The following is a 22,361-nucleotide window of genomic DNA, read 5'->3' as shown; positions in this document are numbered from 1 at the left end:
TTTCCCGTACCCGGCGCACCCCAAGCGCTGTGTATGGTAGACGCCGCCTTTGCGACGCTGCTTGGCAATGTATGTCTGTTCTGGGTTACGCGCGCCCTATCAGGACTGGTTAATGGTTTCGCGTTGCGGGCTGTCGATCTGTTCACCACACAGTTCGACAACACGATCCGCCACCACTTCGGGAGGCTTCACCGTTTCGGGATCTTCGCCCGGATAGGCGCGGCGGCGCATTTCCGTGCGGGTCGCGCCGGGGTTGAGGATAACCACCTTGATACCGGACAGCGCGCGGACTTCCTGCGCATAGCAATCCAGCAGCACTTCCATCGCGGCCTTCGATGAACCGTAAGCGGCCCAATAGGCGCGCGGCGATGCGGCAACGGTGCTGGTCATCGCGATGATCCGCGCGTCCTTGCTGCGTTTCAGCATCGCATCGAAATTGGCAAGCAGGGCCTGCGTCGCCAGCACGTTAAGCGTCAGAGTCTTGTTGAAATCCCGGCTGTCGATCTGCCAGGTCGGCATCAACGGGGAAAAGGCCGCGGCGTTGATCACCAGGATGTCGAGCGCCTGCCAGCGTTGGCCGATGGCGGTTGCGAGCCGGGCGATCCCGTCCGGCTCGGCCAGGTCGACAGGGGCGATGGTGGCATTTCCGCCCGCTTCGAAGATCGCCTGTTCGACCGCTTCCAGTTCCTTGGCGCTGCGCGCGCACAAGACAACATGGGCACCGGCGGCGGCGAGGGCTTTTGCGGTGGCGGCACCGATTCCGCGGCTGGCCCCGGTGACAAGCGCAAGCTTGCCCGCAAGCGGGCCGGTGGACTGGTTTTCAGGCATTCAGGCGACCTTTTCGACGGGAAGCGAAAGCTGCTTCTGGTCGCGCTCGCCAAGGTCGGTCAGCGTCGTCGGGTAATCACCGGTGAAGCAGGCGTCGCAATATTGCGGGCACTTTGCCTTGCGGTCCTTTTCGCCGACGGCGCGGTAAAGACCGTCGATGGAAACGAAGGCCAGACTGTCGGCGTGGATGAACTCGCCCATGGCGGCAATATCCATCTGCGCGGCCAGCAGTTTGGATCGTTCGGGCGTATCGACGCCATAGAAGCACGAATGGCTGGTCGGCGGGCTGGCGATGCGCATGTGCACTTCGCTCGCGCCGGCATCGCGCATCATCTGCACGATCTTCAGGCTGGTCGTGCCGCGCACGATGGAATCGTCGATCAGCACGATGCGCTTGCCCTGCACAAGCGCGCGATTGGCGTTGTGCTTGCGCTTTACGTCGGCGTGGCGTGCACCATCCGAAGGCTGGATGAATGTGCGGCCCACATAGTGCGAACGGATGATGCCCAGTTCGAAGGGAATCCCCGATTGCTGCGCATATCCGATGGCGGCCGGAACGCCGCTGTCGGGCACCGGCACCACAAGGTCGGCATCCGCCGGGCTTTCCAGCGCGAGCTGTTCGCCGATCGCCTTGCGCACCTGGTACACCGACGACCCGTCGACGATGGAATCGGGGCGGCTGAAATAGACGTGCTCGAAAATGCACGGCCGGGCTTTGCGGTTGCCGAAGGGGTGGTGCGAAAGCACGGTGCCGTCCATCGACACTTCCACCAGCTCGCCCGGTTCAACCTGGCGAACGAATTCCGCGCCGACCACGTCGAGCGCCACCGTTTCACTCGCGAATACCACCGAATCGCCGATGCGGCCCATCACCAGCGGACGGATGCCCAGCGGATCGCGGCAGGCGATCATGCCTTCGGGCGTCATCACGATCAGCGAATAGGCGCCTTCGACCATGCGCAGCGCATCGATGAAACGATCGAGCAGCGTGGGATAACGACTGGTCGCGACGAGGTGGATGATCACTTCCGTATCGGACGTCGACTGGAAGATCGCGCCCCGCTTCACAAGATCGCGCTTCAGGTGGATCGCGTTGGAGATATTGCCGTTGTGCGCGATGGAAAAGCCGCCGGTCGCAAGATCCGCGAAAAGCGGCTGCACGTTGCGCAATCCCGATCCGCCGGTGGTGGAATAGCGCACGTGCCCCGATGCCATGCTGCCGGGCAGTTCCGCGATGGCCGCGCCGCTCGAGAAATTCTGTGCAACGTGGCCCAGCGCGCGGCGGGAGTAAAACTCCTGCCCGTCATAGCTGCTGATGCCCACCGCTTCCTGGCCGCGGTGCTGGAGCGCGTGGAGCCCCAGCGCAACCATGGCGGCGGAATCGCGCGCGCCGATCACGCCGAAAACGCCGCATTCCTCACGCAGGTGGTCATCGTCATTGCCGCCGGGGACAATGTCCCACGGCAGGCCTTCGCGAAGGGGTTCAGAGATGGTCATTGGCCGCCCGGTCTCGCCTCGGCGCCTGTCGCGCCGTTGATGTGGGCGCCAATGGCGTCATTTTGGCGCGATGGCAAGGGTGGACCGTCGTGCCGGGTGGAACTTGTTCCGGCCTGAAGCGGGTGCGGCGGGACGTCACTAGGGGCAGACAGGGCCGCCCATGTGCCCTATGGGCGCGGCGCGCGACTCGTCGCGCTTCCCCGAGTCCTCCGCAATTTTCCGTCTGCCAGCCTCATGACCGCGATTCCCCGACACCTGAGACCCCACGGCCTGCTGGCGCTTACCCGGCGGCAAGTGCGGTCCAGCGAGACCAGCCTGATCGGTCTGGCCATCATCGTCGGGATCGGTGCGGGGCTTTCGGCGGCAGCGCTGGGCTTCGTTGCCCACGGGCTTCAACATATCCTGTTCGGGCTCCAGCCCGGCGAACTGCACCTGAGCGCGATTCCCCGGCTCGATCCGGTGCGCCTTCTTGTCCTGCCGGTTGGCGGCGTTGTGCTTGCCCTGACGATCATCGCCACAACGCGCGCGCGCCGTACCGCAGTCGACGTGGTCGAGGCGAACGCGCTGCACGGGGGGCGCGTGCCCGCGCGCGATACCGGGGCTGTCGCCGCGCAAACGGTTGTCTCCAACGGATTCGGCGCGTCTGTGGGGCTTGAGGCCGCCTATGCCCAGGTAGGCGGGGGCCTCGCTTCGCTGGTCGGCCAGTGGTTCAACCTGCGCCGCGCGGACTTGCGCACGCTGGTGGGCGCGGGATCGGGCGCGGCGCTGGGCGCGGCGTTCGGTGCGCCGATGACGGGGGCGTTCTATGCCTTCGAGATCGTGATCGGCGCTTACAGCCCGGTGGGAATCGCCCCGGTAGCCGCTGCCGCGCTGTCCGCCGTCGTCACCGCGCGCACCATCGGGATGCAGCCATACCTGATCGCCGCAACCGCCGAACGGTCCCTGCCGAGCATAGACTATGGCATATATGCGCTGCTGGGCATCGTCGCCGCGCTGGTTGCCATTGCGCTGATGCGCTTTGTTTCCGTTGTCGACAGCGGCGTGCGGCGATTGAAACTGCCAGAACCTGTCCGGCCGATTATCGGCGGCGTCCTGTTGGTGCCGATCGCGTTTCTGTCACCGCAGGCGCTGTCATCCGGGCACGGCGCGCTGAACCTGACGATTGCCAGCCAGCTATCGCTTCTGGCGCTGTGCATGATCTTCCTGCTGAAACTGCTGGCGTCGGCCGTATCGCTCGGCTTCGGCTTTCGCGGCGGCCTGTTTTTCGCGTCGCTGTTCCTGGGATCGGTGCTGGGCCAGATCTTTGCGCTGGCATGGGCGCTGATCCCCGGCGCACCGCCGCTGATGCCGGTCGACGCGGCGCTTGTAGGCATGGCGGCGATGGCCGTGGCCGTGGTTGGCGGGCCGATGACCATGTCGCTCCTTGTGCTTGAGACGACGCACGATTTCGGCATCACCGCGGTCGTGCTGACCGCCGCGCTTTGTTCAAGCGCGCTGGTCCGCGCGCAGTTTGGCTATTCCTTCTCCACCTGGCGCCTGCACTTGCGCGGAGAGGTTGTGCGCAGCGCGCGCGATATCGGCTGGATGCGCGACCTGACGGCAGAGCGCATGATGCGCCGCGCTCCCGCCACCATGCGCGAGGACGAGACGGTTGCCGCGCTTCGCGAGAAGTTCCCGCTGGGGTCCACCAAGCGCGTGATGCTGCGGGATGCGGCGGGGCGTTACGCGGGGCTGGTGCAGACGCCGACGGCTTATGGCGACGTCGATCCACAAGAACCGGTGTCGTCGCTCGCCGCCTATCGCGAATGCACGCTGGCGCCGACGATGGGTATCGGCGAAGTGATGCGCCGTTTCGATCAGTCCGAGGCAGACGATCTTGCCGTGGTGAACGCCGAAGGCCGTATCGTAGGGATGCTCAGCGACAGCTATGTTCGGCGCCGCTATGCGGCCGAGATGGATCGCGTCCAGCGCCAGATATACGGGGAATAGCATCCAAGGTCAGGTTCTTGTCAGCCTGGCAGATCATCATTGCGCCCATCCAAGCAATGGAGGGCGCAATGCGGCGCGTGCAGATAGTAGCTGTTTCATTCCTGGCGCTTTCCCTGGCTGCCTGCGGGCAGGGTGGCGGCGATGCGGCCAACGGTTCGGCGAGCGGGCAGGCGATGGCTCCGGCCAGCGACGAACTGATGCGTTCGGCCCGCGAATTGTTCAAGGTGATACCCGCCAGCTACAAGGACGAGCCAGGCAACACGGCTACTGAGGCCCAGGTCGCACTCGGCAATATGCTCTATCACGATCCGCGCCTGTCCGGCAGCCATGCGTTGTCCTGCGCATCCTGCCATAATATCGGGCTGGGCGGCGGCGACGACGCGTCAACGTCCGTCGGGCACAAATGGCAGGAGGGCGGCCGCAACGCCCCCACGGTGCTGAATGCGGTGTTCAATACCGCGCAGTTCTGGGACGGTCGGGCAAAGGATCTTTACGAACAGGCGGGCGGGCCGATCGTCAATCCGATCGAGATGAACTCCAGGCCGGGCCACGTGCCCGAGCAGTTGAAGTCCATTCCCGGCTATCCGCCGCTTTTTGCCAAGGCCTTTCCCGGTGACAAACAGCCGGTAACGCTTGAAAACGCGCAAAAGGCGATCGCGGCCTTTGAAACCACGCTGATCACGCCGAATGCGCCATTCGACAAATATCTCGCTGGCGATGCCACGGCCTTGTCGACCGAACAGACGGACGGCCTGCGCCTCTTCATCGATAAGGGATGCGCGGCCTGCCACAACGGCATCAACGTTGGCGGTGCAATGTATGCCAAGTTCGGCGTCGTCGCCGCTCCCGCCGCAAAGTACCGGCCTGCCGCTGACAAGGGTCGCGAAGCCGTCACCAACGAAGTCAGCGACGAGTACTCGTTCAAGGTGCCGTCGCTCCGTAACATCGCGCTTACGGCTCCCTATTTCCACACCGGTTCCGTTTGGGATCTCAAGGAAGCGGTGCGTGTGATGGGCCAGGCTCAACTCGGACAACAGTTGAGCGATGAGGACGTCAACAAGATCAGCGCATTCCTGGATGCGCTGACCGGGGACCAGCCAAAGGTCATGGTCCCCATTCTGCCCGCCAGTGGACCGGACACACTGCGACCTGACCGGTAAGGCGGGCGCTGATCCGTCATGAACCAGGCGGATCGCCAGGGAGGGGCCGCTCTGCAAGGGAGCGGCCCTTTTCATTTTTCGGGCGCAACCCGGCCTGAGTGGTACAAGGCATTGCCCTTCGGCGCGCCAGAGCCTACATCCCCGGAACTGTCGGGTCCCACCATAAGCGAGCCCTCTGCTTGATCCTTTCCAACTTCGAATGGACCATCGCCAAGCGCTATATGCTGCCGGGGCGCGGCGAAGCGTTCATCGCGCTGGTCGCAGGCATCAGCCTTGCTGCGGTGATGCTGGGCGTTGCCGCGCTTGTCATCGTGATGAGCGTGATGAACGGTTTTCGGGCCGAGCTTGTCGACAAGATCGTGGGGCTGAACGGCCACGCGATCATCCAGGCCTACGGCGGCCGGCTGGATAACTGGCAATCGATCCTGAAAGAGGTTGAAAAGACGCCGGGCGTAACGCGCGCCTCGCCGCTGATCGAACAGCCCTTGCTGGCAACGTCCAACGGCCGGGTGGAAGCGATCCTGCTGCGCGGCAACACGGCCAGGGATATCAAGCGCCTGTCCGCCAAGCGCACGGCCGGCTCTTTCGCGGAATTGACGCCGGGATCGGGTAATGTCGCGATCGGCTCCCGCCTTGCGGAAAACCTTGGCGTCAGCGTGGGCGACACGATCACGATCATCAATCCGCAGGGGCGATCCACCCCGTTCGGCACGGTTCCGCGACAGATCGGCTATCGTGTCGCCGCGATCTTCGAGATCGGCATCTACGATTACGACAATGCCTATGTCGTCATGCCGATACCCGATGCGCAGACGCTTCTGCTGACGGGCGACACCATCGGCATGATCGAAGTGACCACCAAGAACCCCGACACGGTGATGCAGACGCTGGGACCGCTGAAACGGCAACTGGCCGGCACCGCCGTGATCACCGACTGGAAGACGCTGAACGCGTCGCTGTTCGAGGCGCTGGCGGTAGAGCGGGTGGCGATGTTCGTGGTGCTTTCGATCATCGTGCTGGTGGCGGTGTTCAATATCCTTTCATCGCTCATCATGCTGGTGCGCGCCAAGACGCGCGACATCGCGATCTTGCGAACGATGGGGGCGACGCGGTCCAGCCTGCTGAAGATATTCGTGACGATCGGTTTTGTGATCGGTGCACTGGGCACGCTGGTCGGCCTGATGCTGGGCTTCGTGTTCCTCTATTTCCGGCAGCCCATCGTGCACCTGATGGAACGGCTGACCGGGCAGAACCTGTGGGACCCCTCGATCCGGTTCCTGACCGAACTGCCCAGTCGCAGCGACCCGACCGAGATCGTGGTGATCAGCGTCATGGCGCTGGTGCTCAGTTTCCTTGCAACGCTGTACCCGGCATTCAAGGCGGCCAGCACCGATCCAGTGCAGGTGTTGCGTTATGAATGACATGGCAGGTCCGGCCAATCCCGTCGTGCGCCTGACCGGGCTGAAGCGCAGCTTCCGGCAAGGCGGCGTGACGATTGACGTATTGCGCGGCGTGGACCTTGAAATCCGCCCCGGCGAAATCGTCGCCCTGCTTGGCCCGTCGGGTTCGGGCAAATCGACGATGCTCCAGGCCATCGGGCTGCTCGAAGGCGGGTTCGAAGGCAGGATAGAGATCGCCGGCAACGATGCTTCGGCGCTGCCCGGCCATGGGCGCACCACCTTGCGGCGTGAGCACCTTGGTTTCGTTTATCAGTTCCACCACCTGCTGCCCGATTTCAACGCAGTCGAAAACGTGGTGTTGCCGCAGCTGGTGGCCGGCACGAAGCAGGCGGACGCCGAAGCGCGCGCGCGCGACCTTTTGAGCGCTCTGGGCCTTGCGGAGCGGCTGGATCATCGGCCCAGCCAGCTTTCCGGCGGGGAGCAGCAGCGCGTGGCGGTCGCCCGCGCGCTGGCCAACCGGCCGGAACTTGTGCTGGCGGACGAGCCGACAGGGAACCTTGACGAAGTGACGGCGGATCGCGTGTTCGACGAGTTCCTGAAACTGGTCCGCGGCGAAGGCAGCGCGGCGCTGGTCGCCACGCATAACGAGCGTCTGGCCCGCCGCATGGACCGCATTGTCCGCCTTCACGAAGGCGTGCTGGAATAGACACGCCTGCGTGAAGGCCTGGGCGCCGTTATCCGCCCAGGCTGGTGAGCTTGCCCCGATCGATCGCCGCGACCGCTTGCTTGAGCTGGTCGATATTGCCGACGTTGCCATCGGCCTGGATCATGTAGCGATCATCCACCGCGCGGCCAAACGTGCCCGAATTGCTTGAGCTGTCCCACTTTTCGGTTTGCATCTGCCCGTCGACCACGCCCGTGCGTTCATAGCCGTTCGCGTCTTCCTTGCTTTGGCTTACGCCCATCGCGGCGCCGATCCCGGCAAGCGCCCCGGCGGCGTTCAGGTCAGAGATCCGGAGGGTAAAGCGCTGGTCGCCATTTTCATACGTTCCCTCGGCATTGCTTCCCAGTGCGCCGATGCCGGTGCTTTCAACCGATGTCCGCTGGAAGCCGCCGATCGATTGCGGCAGCAGGGCCTTCAGCGAATCGGGTGAAACCGCCTTTGCGTCGCCTTTGGAACGCGCCTCAAGCCGGTCGGCGGCGTTCTGGATCTTGTCCATGTTCACCTTGCCGACGCCGGGAATCGTCATCGTTCCGGATATCCGGTCGTTCGGGGTAACGTGGGTCGCAAGGTTTCCGCCGAACAGCATTGCCGCGAACGTCCCGACCAGCGCGCCGACCACGATATAGAGCACCGCCGCCACGATCACGGTGACCACCGTGTAACCGATCACCTTTTCTCCGGGCACCTGCATTAGCGGCGCGGCGCCGGTGTAGAACAGATAGAAGCTGTAAAGGCCCAGCAGCGAGAGCCAGCCCAGCATCGGTATCAGCGCGAAAATCCCGGCGATCCATCCGGCTGTCGCGGCATAGGCGACAAGTTTGAACGCCCGCGCCCGATCGGATTTTCCATCGAACCGGGGGGCCAGCCAGTCGGCGATGAAGGTCAGCACCACCAGCCCTAAAAGAGACAGCACATAGGACAGGACGGCCGATCCCAGTCCGCTGAAGAATCCCGGCTTGTAGCTGAAACCGAACGCGCCGACGCCGAACATTTGGCCGCCGATAAATTGCGCGACCGGCCCGATTGCCGCAAGCGGCATGGCATAGCGCACGAATATATCGCCCGGGCTTTCGGTCTCTGCGGCGATCTTCGGCCACTGTTCGGCCGGATTGAGGATGATCGCCTTGGCTCTCTCGACAAGGCCGTGCCCGGCTGCGGGCGTCTGCGTATCCGTCATTCGCGTTGTCCTTCCCTCCAGAGGTGGCACGCGACCCGATTGCCCGCTCAGGATACGCCCGGATCGGATGAAATCAAAGGGGGGCATTCGTGAAGCCCTGGCGTTGATGCAGTTTTCCTCCGTCAAGTGGTTCGCAAGGCTTGGCGGTCCGGAGGGCAGGGGCCATAATCCGGCCATGCCGTTTGCTCCCTTCGTCCCGCTCCGCATTTATTCGTCCTACACGATGCTGGATGGCGCGATCGATCCGAAGGCAATCGCGAAAACGGCTTCGGATCGCGGGTTTCCCGCCATCGCCATTGCCGATCGCAACGGGCTGTATGGCGTATCGGCCTTCGCGGCAGCGGCGAAGGATGCAGGCGTGCAGCCGATCATCGGCGCGACGCTGGCCGTCGCCAGGCCGGAAAACGAAGGCGCGCAGGTTGGCTTCGGCCCCGCCGCGCCGACCATCGACTGGCTGGCGCTCTATGCGCAGGATGCAACGGGGTATGACAACCTGTGCCACCTTGTCAGCCACGCGCACCTCGGCAGGCCGCTTGAGCATCCGCCGCACGTGGTGCTGGCCGATCTTGTCGGTTACACCGATGGCCTGATCGCGCTGACCGGGGCTGGGGAGGGCGCGCTGGCCCGGCTGTTTGCAGAAGAGCAGGTGCCCGCCGCGCGTGCCTATGCGGACAGGTTGCAGGAACTGTTCGCGGACAGGCTGTATATAGAGATCGCCCGGCGAGGCGATCCGGTGGAAGACGCATCCGAGGAAGCGTTGATCGACCTCGCCTATGAGCGCGATCTTCCACTGATCGCCTCGAACCCCGCCTGTTTCGCCGATCCCGCCTTCCACCCGGCGCACGATGCCATGTTGTGCATCGCCCATTCCACGCACATCGACAGTGCCGACCGGCCACGCAGTTCGGACCAGTTGTGGGTGAAGTCCGCGGAGATGATGGAGGAAGCGTTTTCGGACTTGCCCGAAGCGCTTGCCAACACGCTGGTCGTTGCGCAGCGCACCGCGTTCATGCCGCCGCGCCGCAAGCCGATCCTGCCCAGCCTTGCCGGCGACAAGGAGGGCGAGGCCCGCATGTGCGCGGCGGATTCGCGCACCGGCCTGGTGGAGCGCCTGAAGGCCTATTACCCCGAGGCCGCGTGGGAAGACCTTTCGCGCGTTATCTGCCTGGGGCCGGATGCCGAACCCGATCCGGCGGATTATCCGGCGCTTACGGTGGAAGGTGTGTGGGACGAAATCCTTGAATACCGCCGCCGCCTGGAATTCGAGATCGGCATCATCAACGGCATGGGTTTCGGCGGCTACTTCCTGATCGTTGCGGACTTCATCAAATGGGCCAAGGAAAACGATATCCCGGTGGGGCCGGGGCGCGGGTCCGGCGCGGGCAGCCTTGTCGCGTGGTCGCTGACCATTACCGATCTCGATCCGATCAGGCTGGGCCTGCTGTTCGAACGTTTCCTCAACCCCGAACGCGTTTCGATGCCGGACTTCGATATCGACTTCTGCGAAACGCGGCGGGGCGAGGTTATCCGCTATGTCCAGGCGAAATACGGCCACGATCGCGTCGCCCAGATCATTACGTTCGGCAAGATGAAGGCCCGCGCGGTGCTGCGCGATACGGGCCGCATCCTGCAGATGAGCTATGGCCAGGTCGATCGCCTGTGCAAGATGGTGCCCAACCATCCGACCGACCCCTGGACCCTGCCGCGCGCGCTGAATGGCGTGAGCGAATTCAAGCGCGAATACGACCGTGACGAAGAGGTGAAGCGCCTGATTGACCTTGCCATGCAGATGGAAGGGCTGCCGCGCAATTCGTCTACCCACGCGGCGGGCGTGGTGATCGGTGACAGGCCGCTGGAAAAGCTGGTGCCGCTCTATCGCGATCCGCGATCGGACATGCCGGTGACCCAGTTCGACATGAAGTTTGTCGAGGATACGGGCCTTGTGAAGTTCGACTTCCTTGGCCTCAAGACCCTGTCGGTCCTGAAAAAGGCGGTGGACCTTCTCAAGAAGCGGCAGATCGATATCGACCTGTCCGCGCTGAAGTGGGACGATGCGGATACCTATCGGCTGCTCCAGTCGGGTGACACGGTGGGTGTGTTCCAGTTGGAATCCGAAGGTATGCGCCGCACGCTGGCGGCGGTGAAGCCCACCAATTTCGGTGACATTATCGCGCTCGTCTCGCTCTATCGTCCCGGCCCGATGGACAACATCCCGCTGTTCGGCCAGCGCAAGAACGGCCTGGCGACGATCGAGTATCCGCACGCAAAGCTGGAAGGCATCCTGGCCGAGACTTACGGGATTTTCGTCTATCAGGAACAGGTCATGCAGGCCGCGCAGATCCTGGCCGGATATTCGCTGGGCGATGCCGACCTTCTGCGCCGCGCGATGGGCAAGAAGAAGCAGGAAGAAATGGACGCCCAGCGCGCCCGCTTCATCGCCGGGTGCAAGGAGGTTTCGAACATCGACGCCGCGAAGGCGAACGAGTTGTTCGACTTGATCGACAAGTTCGCCGGATACGGCTTCAACAAGTCTCACGCGGCCGCCTATGCCTTGCTGGCTTACCAGACCGCCTGGCTGAAAACGCACTATCCGCACGAATTCTATGCCGCATCGATGTGCTTCGACATGCACCAGTCGGAAAAGCTGGCTGTCTTCGTCGACGATATGCGCCGGAACGGCATCGAACTGGCCGGGCCGGATATCAACCGGTCGGAGGCGGAATTTACCGTTGAGCGGACCGATACCGGCTATGCCGTGCGCTATGCGCTGGCAGGAATCCGCAACGTGGGTGAAAAGGCGATGGACGCGCTGGTTGAAGAGCGCGAAGCCCACGGCTGGTTCGAAACGCTGGAAGACGTGTTCCGCCGCGCACCGCAGGGATCGATGAACCGGCGGCAACTGGAAGGGCTGGCCGCTGCCGGGGCTTTCGATAGCCTGGATGCCAACCGGGCGCGGATTGTCGCCAACGCCGATTTGCTGCTTGCCGTGGCGGATGAGGCGGCGCGCAGCAAGGCGAGCGGGCAGGGCGGGCTGTTCGGGGGCGAGGATCATGCCGAACCGACTTTGCGGCTGGCCGAAACGCCCAAGTGGTCACGCTCTGACCAGATGGGATTCGAAAAGGAAAATTTCGGCTTCTATTTCGCCGCGCACCCGGTCGAGGAATACCGCGCGGTGGCCTCCGCCAATGGCGCGCGGACGTATGCCAGCCTGATGGCGGGCGGTTCGGAAGATCCGCCATTGCCAGGCCGGCAGGGTGCGGTAATGGCCGCGCTGGTGGAAAAGGCGCAGCGCCGCCAGACAAAGAAAGGCCGCGACTACATTGCCGCCGATTTTTCGGATTCGAGCGGGCAATTCTCTTCCTCGTGCTTTGAGGAATCGCTGGTCGAATCCTTCCAGAAATGGGCGGCTGACGGAACCTGCGTGCTGCTGAACGTGGAACTGGACCGGCCCAACCCGGATGAACCGCCGCGCATCACGGTTCGCGGCGCCCGCCCGCTGGCATCGGTTACCAAGGCGGCGCGGATGCTGCTGAAGCTGGATGTGAGCCGACCCGACGTGCTTTCGGAACTGGCCCTGATCCTGCCGCGCGGGCACGGTGGCATGGGCGAGGTCCAGGCCCGGTTGCGCACCGGGCGCGGCGCGGACCCCCTGGTTTCGCTGGGCAAGGATTTCATGCTCGACAGCGACCTTGTGGAAGGCTTGATCGGGATCGAAGGACTTGCCAATGTCGCGCTGACGGCGCGGGCGGGGAGTCACCTGCGCCTGGTGGAATAGAGTCCCGGCGTCGAAGCCGGGCGGCAGGGAGGATGGGATGCAGCTCGGCGCAATGCAGGACTGGAAATTGCGGGTCACGCACCTTGCGGACTATGCCGCGCGTGAACATGGCACGCGAGAGATCGTGAGCCACTGGGCGGACGGTTCGGAAACGCGCACGAACTGGGCGGGCATTCGCCGCGATGCGCTGAAAATGACGCAGGCCCTGCGCCAGATGGGTGTAAAAAAGGGTGATCGTATCGCCACCCTGGCGATGAACCACCACCGGCACCTGGTTACCTGGTATGGCGCCGTGGGCGTTGGCGGCGTTCTGCACACGGTCAATCCGCGCCTGTTCGACGATCAGCTTGAATACATCGCGAACCATGCGGAGGACAAAGTCCTGCTGTTCGATGCCGCCTTCGCGCCGATTGTCGAACGCATGAAGCCCAAATGGAAGACGATCGAACATTACGTGTGCTTCGACAGCGGAGAGCCGGCGATCCATTTCGAGGACTGGATCGGTGCGCAGGACGGCGAAACCGAATGGGAAGACGGGGACGAGCGCGAGCCGTGCATGCTTTGCTATACCAGCGGCACCACGGGCAATCCCAAGGGCGTTCTGTACGAGCACCGATCGACAATGCTTCACGCGATGGCCGGTCTCCAGCCGTCGATCTTCGATTTCGATGCGCGCTCGGTCATGCTGCCGGTGGTGCCCATGTTCCACGCCGCCGCCTGGGGCCTGCCCTGGGGCGGAGCCGCGGCGGGCGTCAAATTCGTTTATTCCGCGGTCAACGATCCGGCCGTTCTGTGCGACCTGATGCAGCGCGAAAAAGTGACGCATTCGGCGGGCGTGCCTACCGTTTGGCTGGCGACGTTCCAGCATATGGACGCGACGGGCGCGACATTGCCGCACCTGAAACAGGCCATCATTGGCGGGTCCGCCGCGCCGCGCTTCATGGTTGAGCGGCTGATGAAAGCGGGCGTCAACGTGGCCCACGCGTGGGGGATGACAGAGACAAGCCCGATCGGCACGACCGGCGCGCGGACGTTCGACTGGGACGATCTTTCGTTCGAAGAGCAGGTCGATATCAAGTGCAAGCAGGGCCGAACGCCCTTCGGCGTTGAACTGCGCTGCGTCAGCCTGGACGATCCCGGCGTGGTTCTGCCGCGCGACGGAGAGACGTCGGGAGCCTTGCAGGTGCGCGGTCCGTGGGTGCTCAAACGCTATTTCAAGGCCGAGGAGGATGCTGTCGACAAGGACGGTTGGTTCGACACGGGCGACGTGGCGATCCTCTATCCGGACGGCACACTGCAATTGACCGACCGGACCAAGGATGTGATCAAGTCCGGCGGCGAGTGGATCAGTTCTGTAGAGCTGGAGAACGCGGCGGTGGGCCACCCCGCGGTGGCGGAAGCGGCGGCGATCGGCATTCATCACCCAAAATGGGACGAGCGGCCTGTGCTGTTCGTGGTGAAGAAAGCGGGGCAGGACGTTTCCGCCGATGAACTGAAAGACTATCTGGCTGGCCATGTTGCCAAGTGGTGGCTGCCCGATGCGATTGAATTCGTGGACGATATTCCGCACACGGGCACCGGAAAGATCAGCAAGAAGGACCTGCGCGAAAGGTTCAAGGACTATACCCTGGAGGATGCAGCGTGACCGATTATCTCGATCCGAGCCGTGAAAACTTCGAAATCTTCAAAAGCCTGCCGCGCGATACGCCGATCCACATGCTGAACCTGCTGCGTTATCACGACGAAGCGCAATATCCCGAAGGGCACGAAAACGCGGGCAAGGGCTGGACCGGCCGGCGCGCCTATGAGGAATACGGCAAGACCAGCGGCCCGCATTTTGCCGCTGTCGGCGGAAAGATCGTGTGGCGCGGCACTTTCGAGGCGACGGTGATTGGCCCGGATGACGAACGCTGGGACGATGGCTTCGTTGCCTATTATCCCGATGCAGCGTCGTTCCTGGCGATGATCACCAATCCGGAATACCAGAAGGCGGTGGTCAACCGGCAGGCCGCGGTGAAGACCAGCAGGCTGGTGCGATTTGCGCCGGGCGAGGCGGGCGGCGGCTTTGGCTGACCGCTTGCGACGCGGCACGGATTGAACGTTACAACAAGCGCAACTGGCCGTCGGGTCCGGGCGCGACAAACCCCGTGGCATCGAGTTCGAATGCGGGCTGATCGATCCCCGATCGCCTGCAAGCCACGCGGAAGCGCCGCCTGATCAGGTCCGCCCAAACGCCGTGCGGCTTCATCCGGTCGAAGAAACGCGCCTCGTTGTCCTTTCCGCCGCGAACGTCGCGCACGATATGCATTACTTTCGCCGCGCGGTCGGGAAAGTGCGTGTCCAGCCATTCGCGGAACAGCGGCGCAACCTCATGCGGCAGTCGCAGCATGATCCAGCTTGCCGAACGCACACCCATCGCACCCGCGCGCTCCAGTATGGCCTCCATGAATTCGTCGGTGATCGCAGGGATGACCGGCGCGACCGAGACGTGCGCCTGTATCCCCGCTTCGACCAGTGCGCCCAGCGCCGCCAGCCGTCTGGCGGGGGCCGCCGCGCGCGGTTCCAGCAGCGCCGACAGCCTGGGGTCGAGGCTGGTGACCGAGATGCTGACCGCCACAAGGTTCAATGCGGCAAGATCGCGCAGCATGTCGATGTCGCGCAGCACGCGGTCGGACTTGGTTGTGATCGTTACCGGGTGGCGCGCTTCGAGGCACAGCTCAAGCACCGCGCGCGTGATGCGATAGTGTGCCTCGATCGGCTGGTAGGGATCGGTATTGGTCCCCATCGCCAGCGGGGCGGGTTTGTAACCGCGCTTTGCGAATGTTTCCCGCAAAAGCCGCGCGGCATCGGGTTTGGCGAAAAGCTTCGTTTCGAAGTCCAGCCCCGGCGAAAGGTCATGATAGGCATGGGTGGGCCGGGCATAGCAATAGATGCAGCCGTGCTCGCATCCGCGATAGGCATTCAGCGAACGATCGAACGGCACGTCTGGCGACCGGTTGAACGTCATGATCGTGCGCGGAAACTCTTCGGTTACGGTGGTCCGAAGTTTGCCGGCAGGCCCGTCAACCGTTTCGCGCATGTCCAGCCAGTCCGCGTCCGCATTGCGTTCGGCAAGGCCGAAACGCAGCGGGACCGCGCCCGATTGCGCGCCGCGGCCGCGGACAGGGGAGGGGCCAGACATGACGCTGCATAAGAACATATACGGAACAAAAGGTCAAACGAAGGCGGCCAACTGGTGGGCGGTGGCCGGTTAGGATCAGACCTCGCGAAGGCGCGGCATCAGTTCCACGAAGTTGCAGGGCCGGTTCCGGCTATCGAGTTGCTCGGCCAGGATGCCGTCCCACCCGTCCTTCACCGCGCCGTTCGATCCGGGCAAGGCGAAGATATACGTGCCGCGCGCCACGATGGCGCAGGCGCGCGATTGCACGGTGCTGGTGCCGATGGTCTTGAAGCTGATCCAGCGGAACAGCTCTCCAAAGCCGGGGATGTCCCTGCCGCCGCCCGCTTCCTTCACGCGTTCGAGCGCTTCCGGCGTCACGTCACGCCCGGTAAGCCCGGTTCCGCCCGTTATCACCACGGCGTCGATGCCGTCGTCGTCAACCCAATCGTCAAGCAGCGCGGCGATGCGCGTCGCATCGTCCTTTTCGATCGCGCGGCCGGCAAGGGTGTGCCCGGCCGTGGCGATCCGTTCCACCAGGATATCGCCGGATGTGTCGTTATCTAAGGTGCGGGTGTCCGAAACGGTCAGGACGGCGATGTTGACCGGTTTGAACGCACGTTCCGGATCAACGGCCATTGTAGGCGACCCGCACCGAATCCGCACCGGCAAGGCCGGGGAACTTCGGCCAGAGCCCTTCGACAAGGCCCAGACGGCTGTCGGATTCGCCGCCTGCCTGCTTTTCGTACATCCAGTAGTTGCGCATCACCGTGGCAACATATCCGCGCGTTTCCCAATAGGGGATCGATTCCATCCACAGCAGCGGATCGCCTTCGTCGCGGATTTCCGTGTTCCAACGCGCGACCGGAACCGGCCCGGCGTTATAGGCGGCCATCACCTTGGGCAGCAGGCCCTGTGTCGCGCTGTTATCGCGCAACTGCTCAAGGTAAAGCTGGCCAAAGGCAAGGTTCACGCTCGGGTTGTCGAGCTGGCCGCTCCGACCCGAAAGGCGCGGGTCTTCGCTCGCCATGTCTCGCGCGGTGCCGGGGCGCACCTGCATCAATCCGCGCGCGCCCGCGCCGCTGACCGCATCGGTGCGGAAGCTCGATTCCTGAAGCGAATGCGCGAAGAGAAGCGCGGGATCGACCTGCCAGCCATTCGCCGGAACCCATTTCGGCGCGGGAAAGCGCGCCGCTTCGTCGGGGCGGGCGCCGCGCGGCGCGTTATAGGCCATCCACAACTGCGTGGAGGGCAGGCCCAGATCGCGCGCAAGGCGCGACAGCGCGCCGTATTCGGAAGGATCGCCGATCCGCGCCTGGTAACGCAGCACTTCGCCGGCAAGCTCGTCACGCCCGATTTCGGCCAGCGCAACAACATCGCGAACATTGGGGACGGTGCGCAGCTTCTGCCAGTCGGCATTGGTGAAATCCGCCTCGCGGTCAGGCCTCTGGCCGCGCATTCCCAGCGCTTCGGCCGCAAGCATGCCGTACATCGTCTCGTCCGCGCGTGCGGCGCTGCGCAGCAGGTTTTCTACCTTGTCGGGGCGGCGGCAGCGTGTCCATGCGCGGCTTGCCCAGTATTCGCCCGCCGCGCGAAGCTCTGAATTCGCGGTTTGCGCCGCGGTTCTTTCGAACGAAAGCGCCGCGGACTGGCAATCGTCCATCCGCCAACTGGCAAGGCCCGCGGTCCACAGCGCTTCGGCAACCCACGGGCCGCTGCCCTGCGTGGCGCTGAGCGATACGGCGCGCGCCATCGCATCGTTGTTCTCGATGTAATAGGACCAGCCGACCTTCTGCCGCCATTCGGCGCGCGCCTGGGGCGACAGCGAAGCGTCGATGCCGTCAAGCAGTTGCTGCGCGCCTGCGGGATCGTCGTTCACGATATGGTCGGTAATCGAATCCGCGATACCCGAAGGCATCGTGCCGTCGTCCACGCTGGGCGGCCGCTGGCGGCGCGGCATGGACGGAAGCGATACAAGGCCTTGCGCATAGGGCAGGGCGGGCAGCGCCGCAGCGCCGCGCTTCTGTGCCAGGCTTTCAACCTGTGCGGCCCATGGCAGGTCGGGTGCCTTCTGCAGAAGGTCGGTAAGCGGCTGGAGTTCGATCTTCGGGGACGTGGGGGCAAGATAATACTGCGCGCGGGCCACCGAATGAAGCGGGCCGTCGGGGCGCTGCGCGAACATCTGCTGGACCGTGGACCAGTCCTTCGCGTCGATCGCGGAGAACAGCTTCGTGTAATAGGTGCGGTCGTCCTGCGTCAGCAGCATCGGCACCGCGGTGCGGTCTGCCCGGCTGCTGAAATAGGCGGCCGCGGCGCTGTTCGCGGCAGCAGGCATCGCCTGCAGCGTTCCGGCTGCGGCAAGCCCCAGGATTGCAGCGCGCGCCATGCGCGTCCTCGACATGCGTATTTCCCCGTCCAATGCCCCCGCCGGTCCCGTCCGGCCGGGTTTAACCTACCCTTGTGCGGTCCATTGAAGCCAGCGGCTCCAGACCCCTGCCTTCAATCCCGGTCGCGCCAACATGACATCGAGGCCATAGTCGGCAAACGCTGCAACCTTTTGCCCTTCATGGTTAACAATCGGTTCAAATGGAGCGCTTTTCGCCGGATCGTTGCCGAGCAGCGGCGAAATGTCGGTTCGGCCCAGTACAAGCAGCCTTTGCGGGCTGGCGAGCGCGATGTGGTGGGCCGCAATATCGCCCATGCCGCCTGCCGCGAGTGCCTGCCAGTCGGGAGCCGCGATTCGGGCGGGCAGGACGCTGGCGACATAGATCGCATCGCGCGACAGGCTCATTGCGCGCAGCATGGAATCGAGCAGCCGGCCTTGCGCGCCCGTCATCAGCGCGTTGGTGTCTTCCGCCTCGGGCATCGGCACCAGCACCATCAACGGTGCGCCTGCCGGACCGGAGGGTGGAACGCGCCGTTCGGCGGGAAGCGGGCAAAGAGTCGGTTCGGTGAGCCACCATGTGGCGAACGCTTCCGCCGTGTCGGGCCATCGATCGCGTTCGCCCCCGATGCGGACGGCCTTTCCCTCGGTTTCAGGTTTGCGCGATTCGGCCGGCGTGTCCGCCGGGTGGGAGGCCGGATTGGCCGCTGCGCGCTTTGCCTTCGCGGCTTCCAGCCAGTCTTGCGGATTTTCCGCATAATCGGCGTCAACCCCGGCGTCTCGCCACCAGTCGAGCGCGGCGCCGATCCAATCGGCCAGATCGACGCGGCCGGGTGCCCCCGGCTGCGTTTCAACTGGCCTGTCGTCATTTGCGTCCACCGGTCCCGCCCGCTTTTTGTGCAAGATGCGGTCTTGACCTTGCCAAGGGCCTCTTTCAAGGCTCGCGTGTGAAATAATCGCGCAATTAAGGGAAATGGAGCCGGGGAATGAGCGAACGCGAATCGATGCCTTACGACGTGGTGATCGTAGGCGGTGGCCCGGCGGGCCTTTCTGCGGCGATCCGGCTGAAGCAGGTGAACGCCGATCTTTCGGTCTGCATCCTTGAAAAGGGCTCCGAAATCGGGGCGCACATCCTGTCTGGCGCGGTGGTCGATCCCAAGGCGCTGGACGAACTGCTGCCCGACTGGCGCGATCAGGATTGCCCGATGGCCGAAGTGCCGGTGACCGACAACTGGCACTGGGTGCTCACGCGCGGAAAGAAATATGCGATCCCGCATTGGCCGATGCCGCCCTTCCTTTCCAACCACGGCAATTACACCGGCAGTCTTGGCAACCTGTGCCGCTGGCTGGCGGGCAAGGCCGAGGAACTGGGCGTGGAAATCTTCCCCGGCTTCCCGGCGGCCGAAGTGCTGTTCGATGAAAGCGGCGCGGTGATGGGCGTGGCGACCGGCGACATGGGCATCGCGCGAGATGGCAGCCACAAGCCCGACTACCAGCCCGGCATGGAACTTCACGCGAAATATACCCTGTTTGCAGAGGGTGCGCGCGGAAGCCTCACAAAACGGTTGAAGCAGCATTTTGACCTTGAGCGCGATTGCCAGCCGCAGGTCTATGGCCTCGGCATCAAGGAACTGTGGGACATCGATCCCGACAAGCACGTGCCCGGACGCGTGATCCACACGCAGGGGTGGCCGCTGTCCGAAAGCGATACCTGGGGTGGCGGTTTCCTGTACCACCAGGCGAACAACCAGGTGGCGCTGGGTTTCGTTACCGCGCTCGATTACGCGAATCCCTACGTCTATCCGTTCGAGGAATTCCAGCGCTGGAAGCAGCATCCGGAAATCCGCGCAATCCTGGAAGGCGGGCGCCGCGTCGCCTATGGCGCGCGCGCGATCAACGAAGGCGGCTGGCAGTCTGTGCCGAAGCTGGCATTCCCCGGCGGCGCGCTGGTCGGTTGTTCGGCCGGTTTCGTCAACGTGCCGCGCATCAAGGGCAGCCACACCGCGATGAAGAGCGGAATGCTCGCCGCCGAATCCATCGCCGCCGCGATTTCCGCGGGACGTGAAAAGGACGAGATGGGCGAATATGACGCCGCCGTCCGCGAAAGCTGGATCGCGAAGGAGCTGAAGATGGTCCAGAACGCGCAGCCGCTCGTCGCCAAGTTCGGCGGATCGCTGGGCACCGTCCTGGCCGGGGCGGACATGTGGTCGCGGGTGCTGAAGGTTGGCGTGCTTCCGGCGATGAAACACCATACCGATGCGGAATCGACGCAGCGCGCGGATCTTTACAGGCCCATCGATTATCCCAAGCCCGACGGCGTGATCAGCTTCGACAGGCTGACCAGCGTTTCGTTCAGCTATACCAACCACGAAGAAGACCAGCCGGTTCACCTTGTGTTGAAGGACCCCACGGTTCCAACGCGCATCAACCTGCCGGTCTATGCGGGGCCGGAAGCGCGCTATTGCCCGGCGGGCGTCTATGAATTCGTGGGAGAGGACGAGGGCGAGGTCCGCTTGCAGATCAACGCGCAGAACTGCGTCCACTGTAAAACCTGCGACATCAAGGACCCCACCCAGAATATCGACTGGGTCACGCCCGAGGGCGGCGGCGGGCCGAACTATCCGAATATGTGATGGCCGACCGGACAGGCGGTGGCCGGATTTGCAAGGTTGCTCGCGCAAAGTTGAACCTTGCCCTCCATGTTCGTGCGCGGCGGGCAGATGGATACCACGATCTCGACTCCGTCTTCGTTCATTGCGTGGACGGGGACGAGATGTGGGCGGAACCGGCAGACGCGCTTTCGCTGACGATTACGGGACCGTTCGGGAACGGGCTTTCGACCGGCGAGGATAACCTTGTCATGCGCGCCGCACGCGCGGTTTCGGCGGAATACGGGGGTGATCGGGGCGCGGCCATCACGCTGGTGAAAAACCTGCCGCTCGCTTCCGGCATAGGCGGCGGGTCGGCCGACGCGGCGGCAGCGATCCGGCTGCTGGTTTCGCTGTGGGATTTGCCGGACGATCCTGATCGCATGTCAGGTATTGCCGCCACGCTTGGCGCCGATGTCGCGCCGTGCCTGTTTTCGTGGCCCAAGCATGTCATTGGACGTGGGGAGCATTTCACGCGGCTTGGCGATGCGGCCTATCGCGACTGGCCTGTGGTGCTGGTCAATCCGGGCGTCGAAGTATCGACCGGTGCTATTTTCAGGGAATGGGACGGCAGGGATCGCGGCGGGCTGGGTGATACTCCCCGGTTCGCTGACGTCATGGCTTCGGGCCGCAACGATCTTGAAGCGCCGGCGCGTGCGCTGGCTACGGCGATCGGTGACGCGATCGATGCGCTTGCGGCGCAACCCGGCGCATTCGGCGCGCGGATGAGCGGTTCGGGCGCAACGTGTTTTGCGCTGTTCGGCTCTTGCGCGGAAAGAGATGCGGCGGGTGTTGCAATCCGGCGCGCGCATCCCGATTGGTGGGTGATGGAAACCCGCCTGTCATGACAGCCGAGAGCGTTGACGAACCCGAAGCCTGGCGGCTTGTCGGAACCCCGCGTTTCGGCGGTATTCTGGTGGTTGCGGACCACGCGTCAAATCGCGTGCCGAAGGATATAGACCTCGGCATCGCGCCGGCGCTGATGCGCGAACATATCGCGGTGGATATAGGCGTCGCGGGCGTGGCCGAAGCCATGGTGCGCACGGGGACGGCCGCTTTCCTGGGCAACGTTTCGCGGTTGGTGTGCGATACGAACCGGGACGAACGCGATGCCGCGGCCATTCCCGAAGCGAGCGACGGGCGGTCAATTCCGGGCAATATCGGGATCGACCGAGAAGCGCGGCTTGCGCGTTTCCACCGGCCCTATCATGCTGCGCTGGCCCGCGTTCTGGATGAAACGCCGCCCGCGCTTACGCTGGTGCTGCACAGCTTCACGCCCAGCCTTGCCAGCGATCCGGCGGAACCGCGGCCGTGGCATTGCGGCGTGCTGTATGACAACGACAGTCGCGGCGCGCGCCTGGCCGAACCGCTGCTTGAGGCGGACGGCCTGCTGGTGGGCGACCAGCTGCCCTATTCGGGCAAGATCTATAACGCGGTGATCCGCCGCCATTTCGAAAGCGAGGGTCGCCCCTATCTCTATCTCGAGATCCGGCAGGACCTGATCGCAGATACGGAAGGGCAGCGGGAATGGGCCGCGCGGCTGGCGCGCATCTGCAACACGATTGCGCTGGAAGTGGCGGAATAGAGCCGGTTTCGGCCGCAACCAACTTGCGATTTTGCTTC

17 protein-coding genes are annotated in these 22,361 nt (G+C 64.1%); 10 read left to right on the top strand and 7 right to left on the bottom strand.

Annotation, left to right across the window (positions count from 1 at the left end; genetic code table 11):
• Window positions 1-99: 99 nt before the first annotated feature.
• Window positions 100-828 (bottom strand): SDR family NAD(P)-dependent oxidoreductase, encoded by a 729-nt coding sequence (locus tag RXV95_RS10550; protein WP_338466009.1) that lies wholly within the window; start codon window positions 826-828, stop codon window positions 100-102.
• Window positions 829-2,325 (bottom strand): amidophosphoribosyltransferase, encoded by a 1,497-nt coding sequence (gene purF, locus RXV95_RS10545; protein ID WP_338466008.1) that lies wholly within the window; start codon window positions 2,323-2,325, stop codon window positions 829-831. It abuts the gene before it with no gap.
• 234 nt (window positions 2,326-2,559) lie between these two features.
• On the opposite strand from purF, the gene RXV95_RS10540 reads away from it, so the two are divergent.
• From RXV95_RS10540 to RXV95_RS10525, 4 genes are all read left to right on the top strand, one after another.
• The gene (locus RXV95_RS10540) at window positions 2,560-4,314 is read left to right on the top strand and encodes a chloride channel protein (protein ID WP_338466007.1); all 1,755 of its coding nucleotides are present in this window, start codon (window positions 2,560-2,562) and stop codon (window positions 4,312-4,314) included.
• 17 nt (window positions 4,315-4,331) lie between these two features.
• Entirely contained in the window at window positions 4,332-5,474 is a 1,143-nt protein-coding gene (locus RXV95_RS10535) for a cytochrome-c peroxidase (protein ID WP_338466006.1), read from the top strand.
• 179 nt (window positions 5,475-5,653) lie between these two features.
• Window positions 5,654-6,895 (top strand): lipoprotein-releasing ABC transporter permease subunit, encoded by a 1,242-nt coding sequence (locus RXV95_RS10530; RefSeq protein WP_338466005.1) that lies wholly within the window; start codon window positions 5,654-5,656, stop codon window positions 6,893-6,895.
• A complete protein-coding gene (locus RXV95_RS10525; protein WP_338466004.1) occupies window positions 6,888-7,580 on the top strand; it encodes an ABC transporter ATP-binding protein in 693 nt (230 codons plus the stop codon). Before RXV95_RS10530 ends, RXV95_RS10525 begins: the two co-directional genes overlap by 8 nt.
• Window positions 7,581-7,608: 28 nt before the next feature.
• On the opposite strand, the gene RXV95_RS10520 is transcribed toward RXV95_RS10525, so the two are convergent.
• Entirely contained in the window at window positions 7,609-8,775 is a 1,167-nt protein-coding gene (locus tag RXV95_RS10520) for a Yip1 family protein (RefSeq protein WP_338466003.1), read from the bottom strand.
• A gap of 175 nt (window positions 8,776-8,950) precedes the next feature.
• Between RXV95_RS10520 and dnaE the strand changes: the two genes are divergently transcribed.
• The 3 genes from dnaE to RXV95_RS10505 are packed head-to-tail and all read left to right on the top strand — an operon-like array spanning window position 8,951 to window position 14,623.
• Window positions 8,951-12,550, top strand: a complete 3,600-nt coding sequence (dnaE, locus tag RXV95_RS10515; protein WP_338466002.1) for a DNA polymerase III subunit alpha — start codon at window positions 8,951-8,953, stop codon at window positions 12,548-12,550.
• Between the two features lie 37 nt (window positions 12,551-12,587).
• Window positions 12,588-14,195, top strand: a complete 1,608-nt coding sequence (locus RXV95_RS10510; protein WP_338466001.1) for a long-chain fatty acid--CoA ligase — start codon at window positions 12,588-12,590, stop codon at window positions 14,193-14,195.
• Complete coding sequence (locus RXV95_RS10505; RefSeq protein WP_338466000.1) at window positions 14,192-14,623, top strand: DUF1330 domain-containing protein; 432 nt, start codon at window positions 14,192-14,194, stop codon at window positions 14,621-14,623. Before RXV95_RS10510 ends, RXV95_RS10505 begins: the two co-directional genes overlap by 4 nt.
• Window positions 14,624-14,651: 28 nt before the next feature.
• On the opposite strand, the gene RXV95_RS10500 is transcribed toward RXV95_RS10505, so the two are convergent.
• The 4 genes from RXV95_RS10500 to RXV95_RS10485 form a co-directional block, all read right to left on the bottom strand.
• Complete coding sequence (locus tag RXV95_RS10500; protein ID WP_338465999.1) at window positions 14,652-15,731, bottom strand: PA0069 family radical SAM protein; 1,080 nt, start codon at window positions 15,729-15,731, stop codon at window positions 14,652-14,654.
• A 75-nt stretch (window positions 15,732-15,806) separates the two neighbouring features.
• Complete coding sequence (gene moaB / locus RXV95_RS10495; protein ID WP_338465998.1) at window positions 15,807-16,346, bottom strand: molybdenum cofactor biosynthesis protein B; 540 nt, start codon at window positions 16,344-16,346, stop codon at window positions 15,807-15,809.
• Window positions 16,336-18,108 (bottom strand): lytic transglycosylase domain-containing protein, encoded by a 1,773-nt coding sequence (locus tag RXV95_RS10490; RefSeq protein ID WP_338465997.1) that lies wholly within the window; start codon window positions 18,106-18,108, stop codon window positions 16,336-16,338. Before RXV95_RS10490 ends, moaB begins: the two co-directional genes overlap by 11 nt.
• 51 nt (window positions 18,109-18,159) lie before the next feature.
• Window positions 18,160-18,969: a uracil-DNA glycosylase family protein gene (locus tag RXV95_RS10485; RefSeq protein ID WP_338465996.1), complete on the bottom strand. Its 810-nt coding sequence runs from the start codon at window positions 18,967-18,969 to the stop codon at window positions 18,160-18,162.
• 107 nt (window positions 18,970-19,076) lie between these two features.
• Between RXV95_RS10485 and RXV95_RS10480 the strand changes: the two genes are divergently transcribed.
• The 3 genes from RXV95_RS10480 to RXV95_RS10470 are packed head-to-tail and all read left to right on the top strand — an operon-like array spanning window position 19,077 to window position 22,323.
• Window positions 19,077-20,723 carry an electron transfer flavoprotein-ubiquinone oxidoreductase gene (locus RXV95_RS10480; RefSeq protein WP_338465995.1) on the top strand — a complete coding sequence of 549 codons (1,647 nt, stop codon included), beginning with the start codon at window positions 19,077-19,079 and terminating at the stop codon, window positions 20,721-20,723.
• Window positions 20,723-21,586 (top strand): 4-(cytidine 5'-diphospho)-2-C-methyl-D-erythritol kinase, encoded by an 864-nt coding sequence (locus RXV95_RS10475; protein ID WP_338465994.1) that lies wholly within the window; start codon window positions 20,723-20,725, stop codon window positions 21,584-21,586. Before RXV95_RS10480 ends, RXV95_RS10475 begins: the two co-directional genes overlap by 1 nt.
• Window positions 21,583-22,323, top strand: coding sequence for an N-formylglutamate amidohydrolase (locus RXV95_RS10470; RefSeq protein WP_338465993.1), 741 nt, complete (start codon window positions 21,583-21,585; stop codon window positions 22,321-22,323). Before RXV95_RS10475 ends, RXV95_RS10470 begins: the two co-directional genes overlap by 4 nt.
• The last annotated feature ends 38 nt before the right edge of the window (window positions 22,324-22,361 follow it).

This window comes from Novosphingobium sp. ZN18A2 (assembly GCF_036784765.1).
In the GTDB taxonomy this organism is placed as follows: Bacteria; Pseudomonadota; Alphaproteobacteria; order Sphingomonadales; family Sphingomonadaceae; genus Novosphingobium.
The sequence above is the reverse complement of the archived record's forward strand: the minus strand, read 5'-3'. Positions and strand labels throughout refer to the sequence as shown.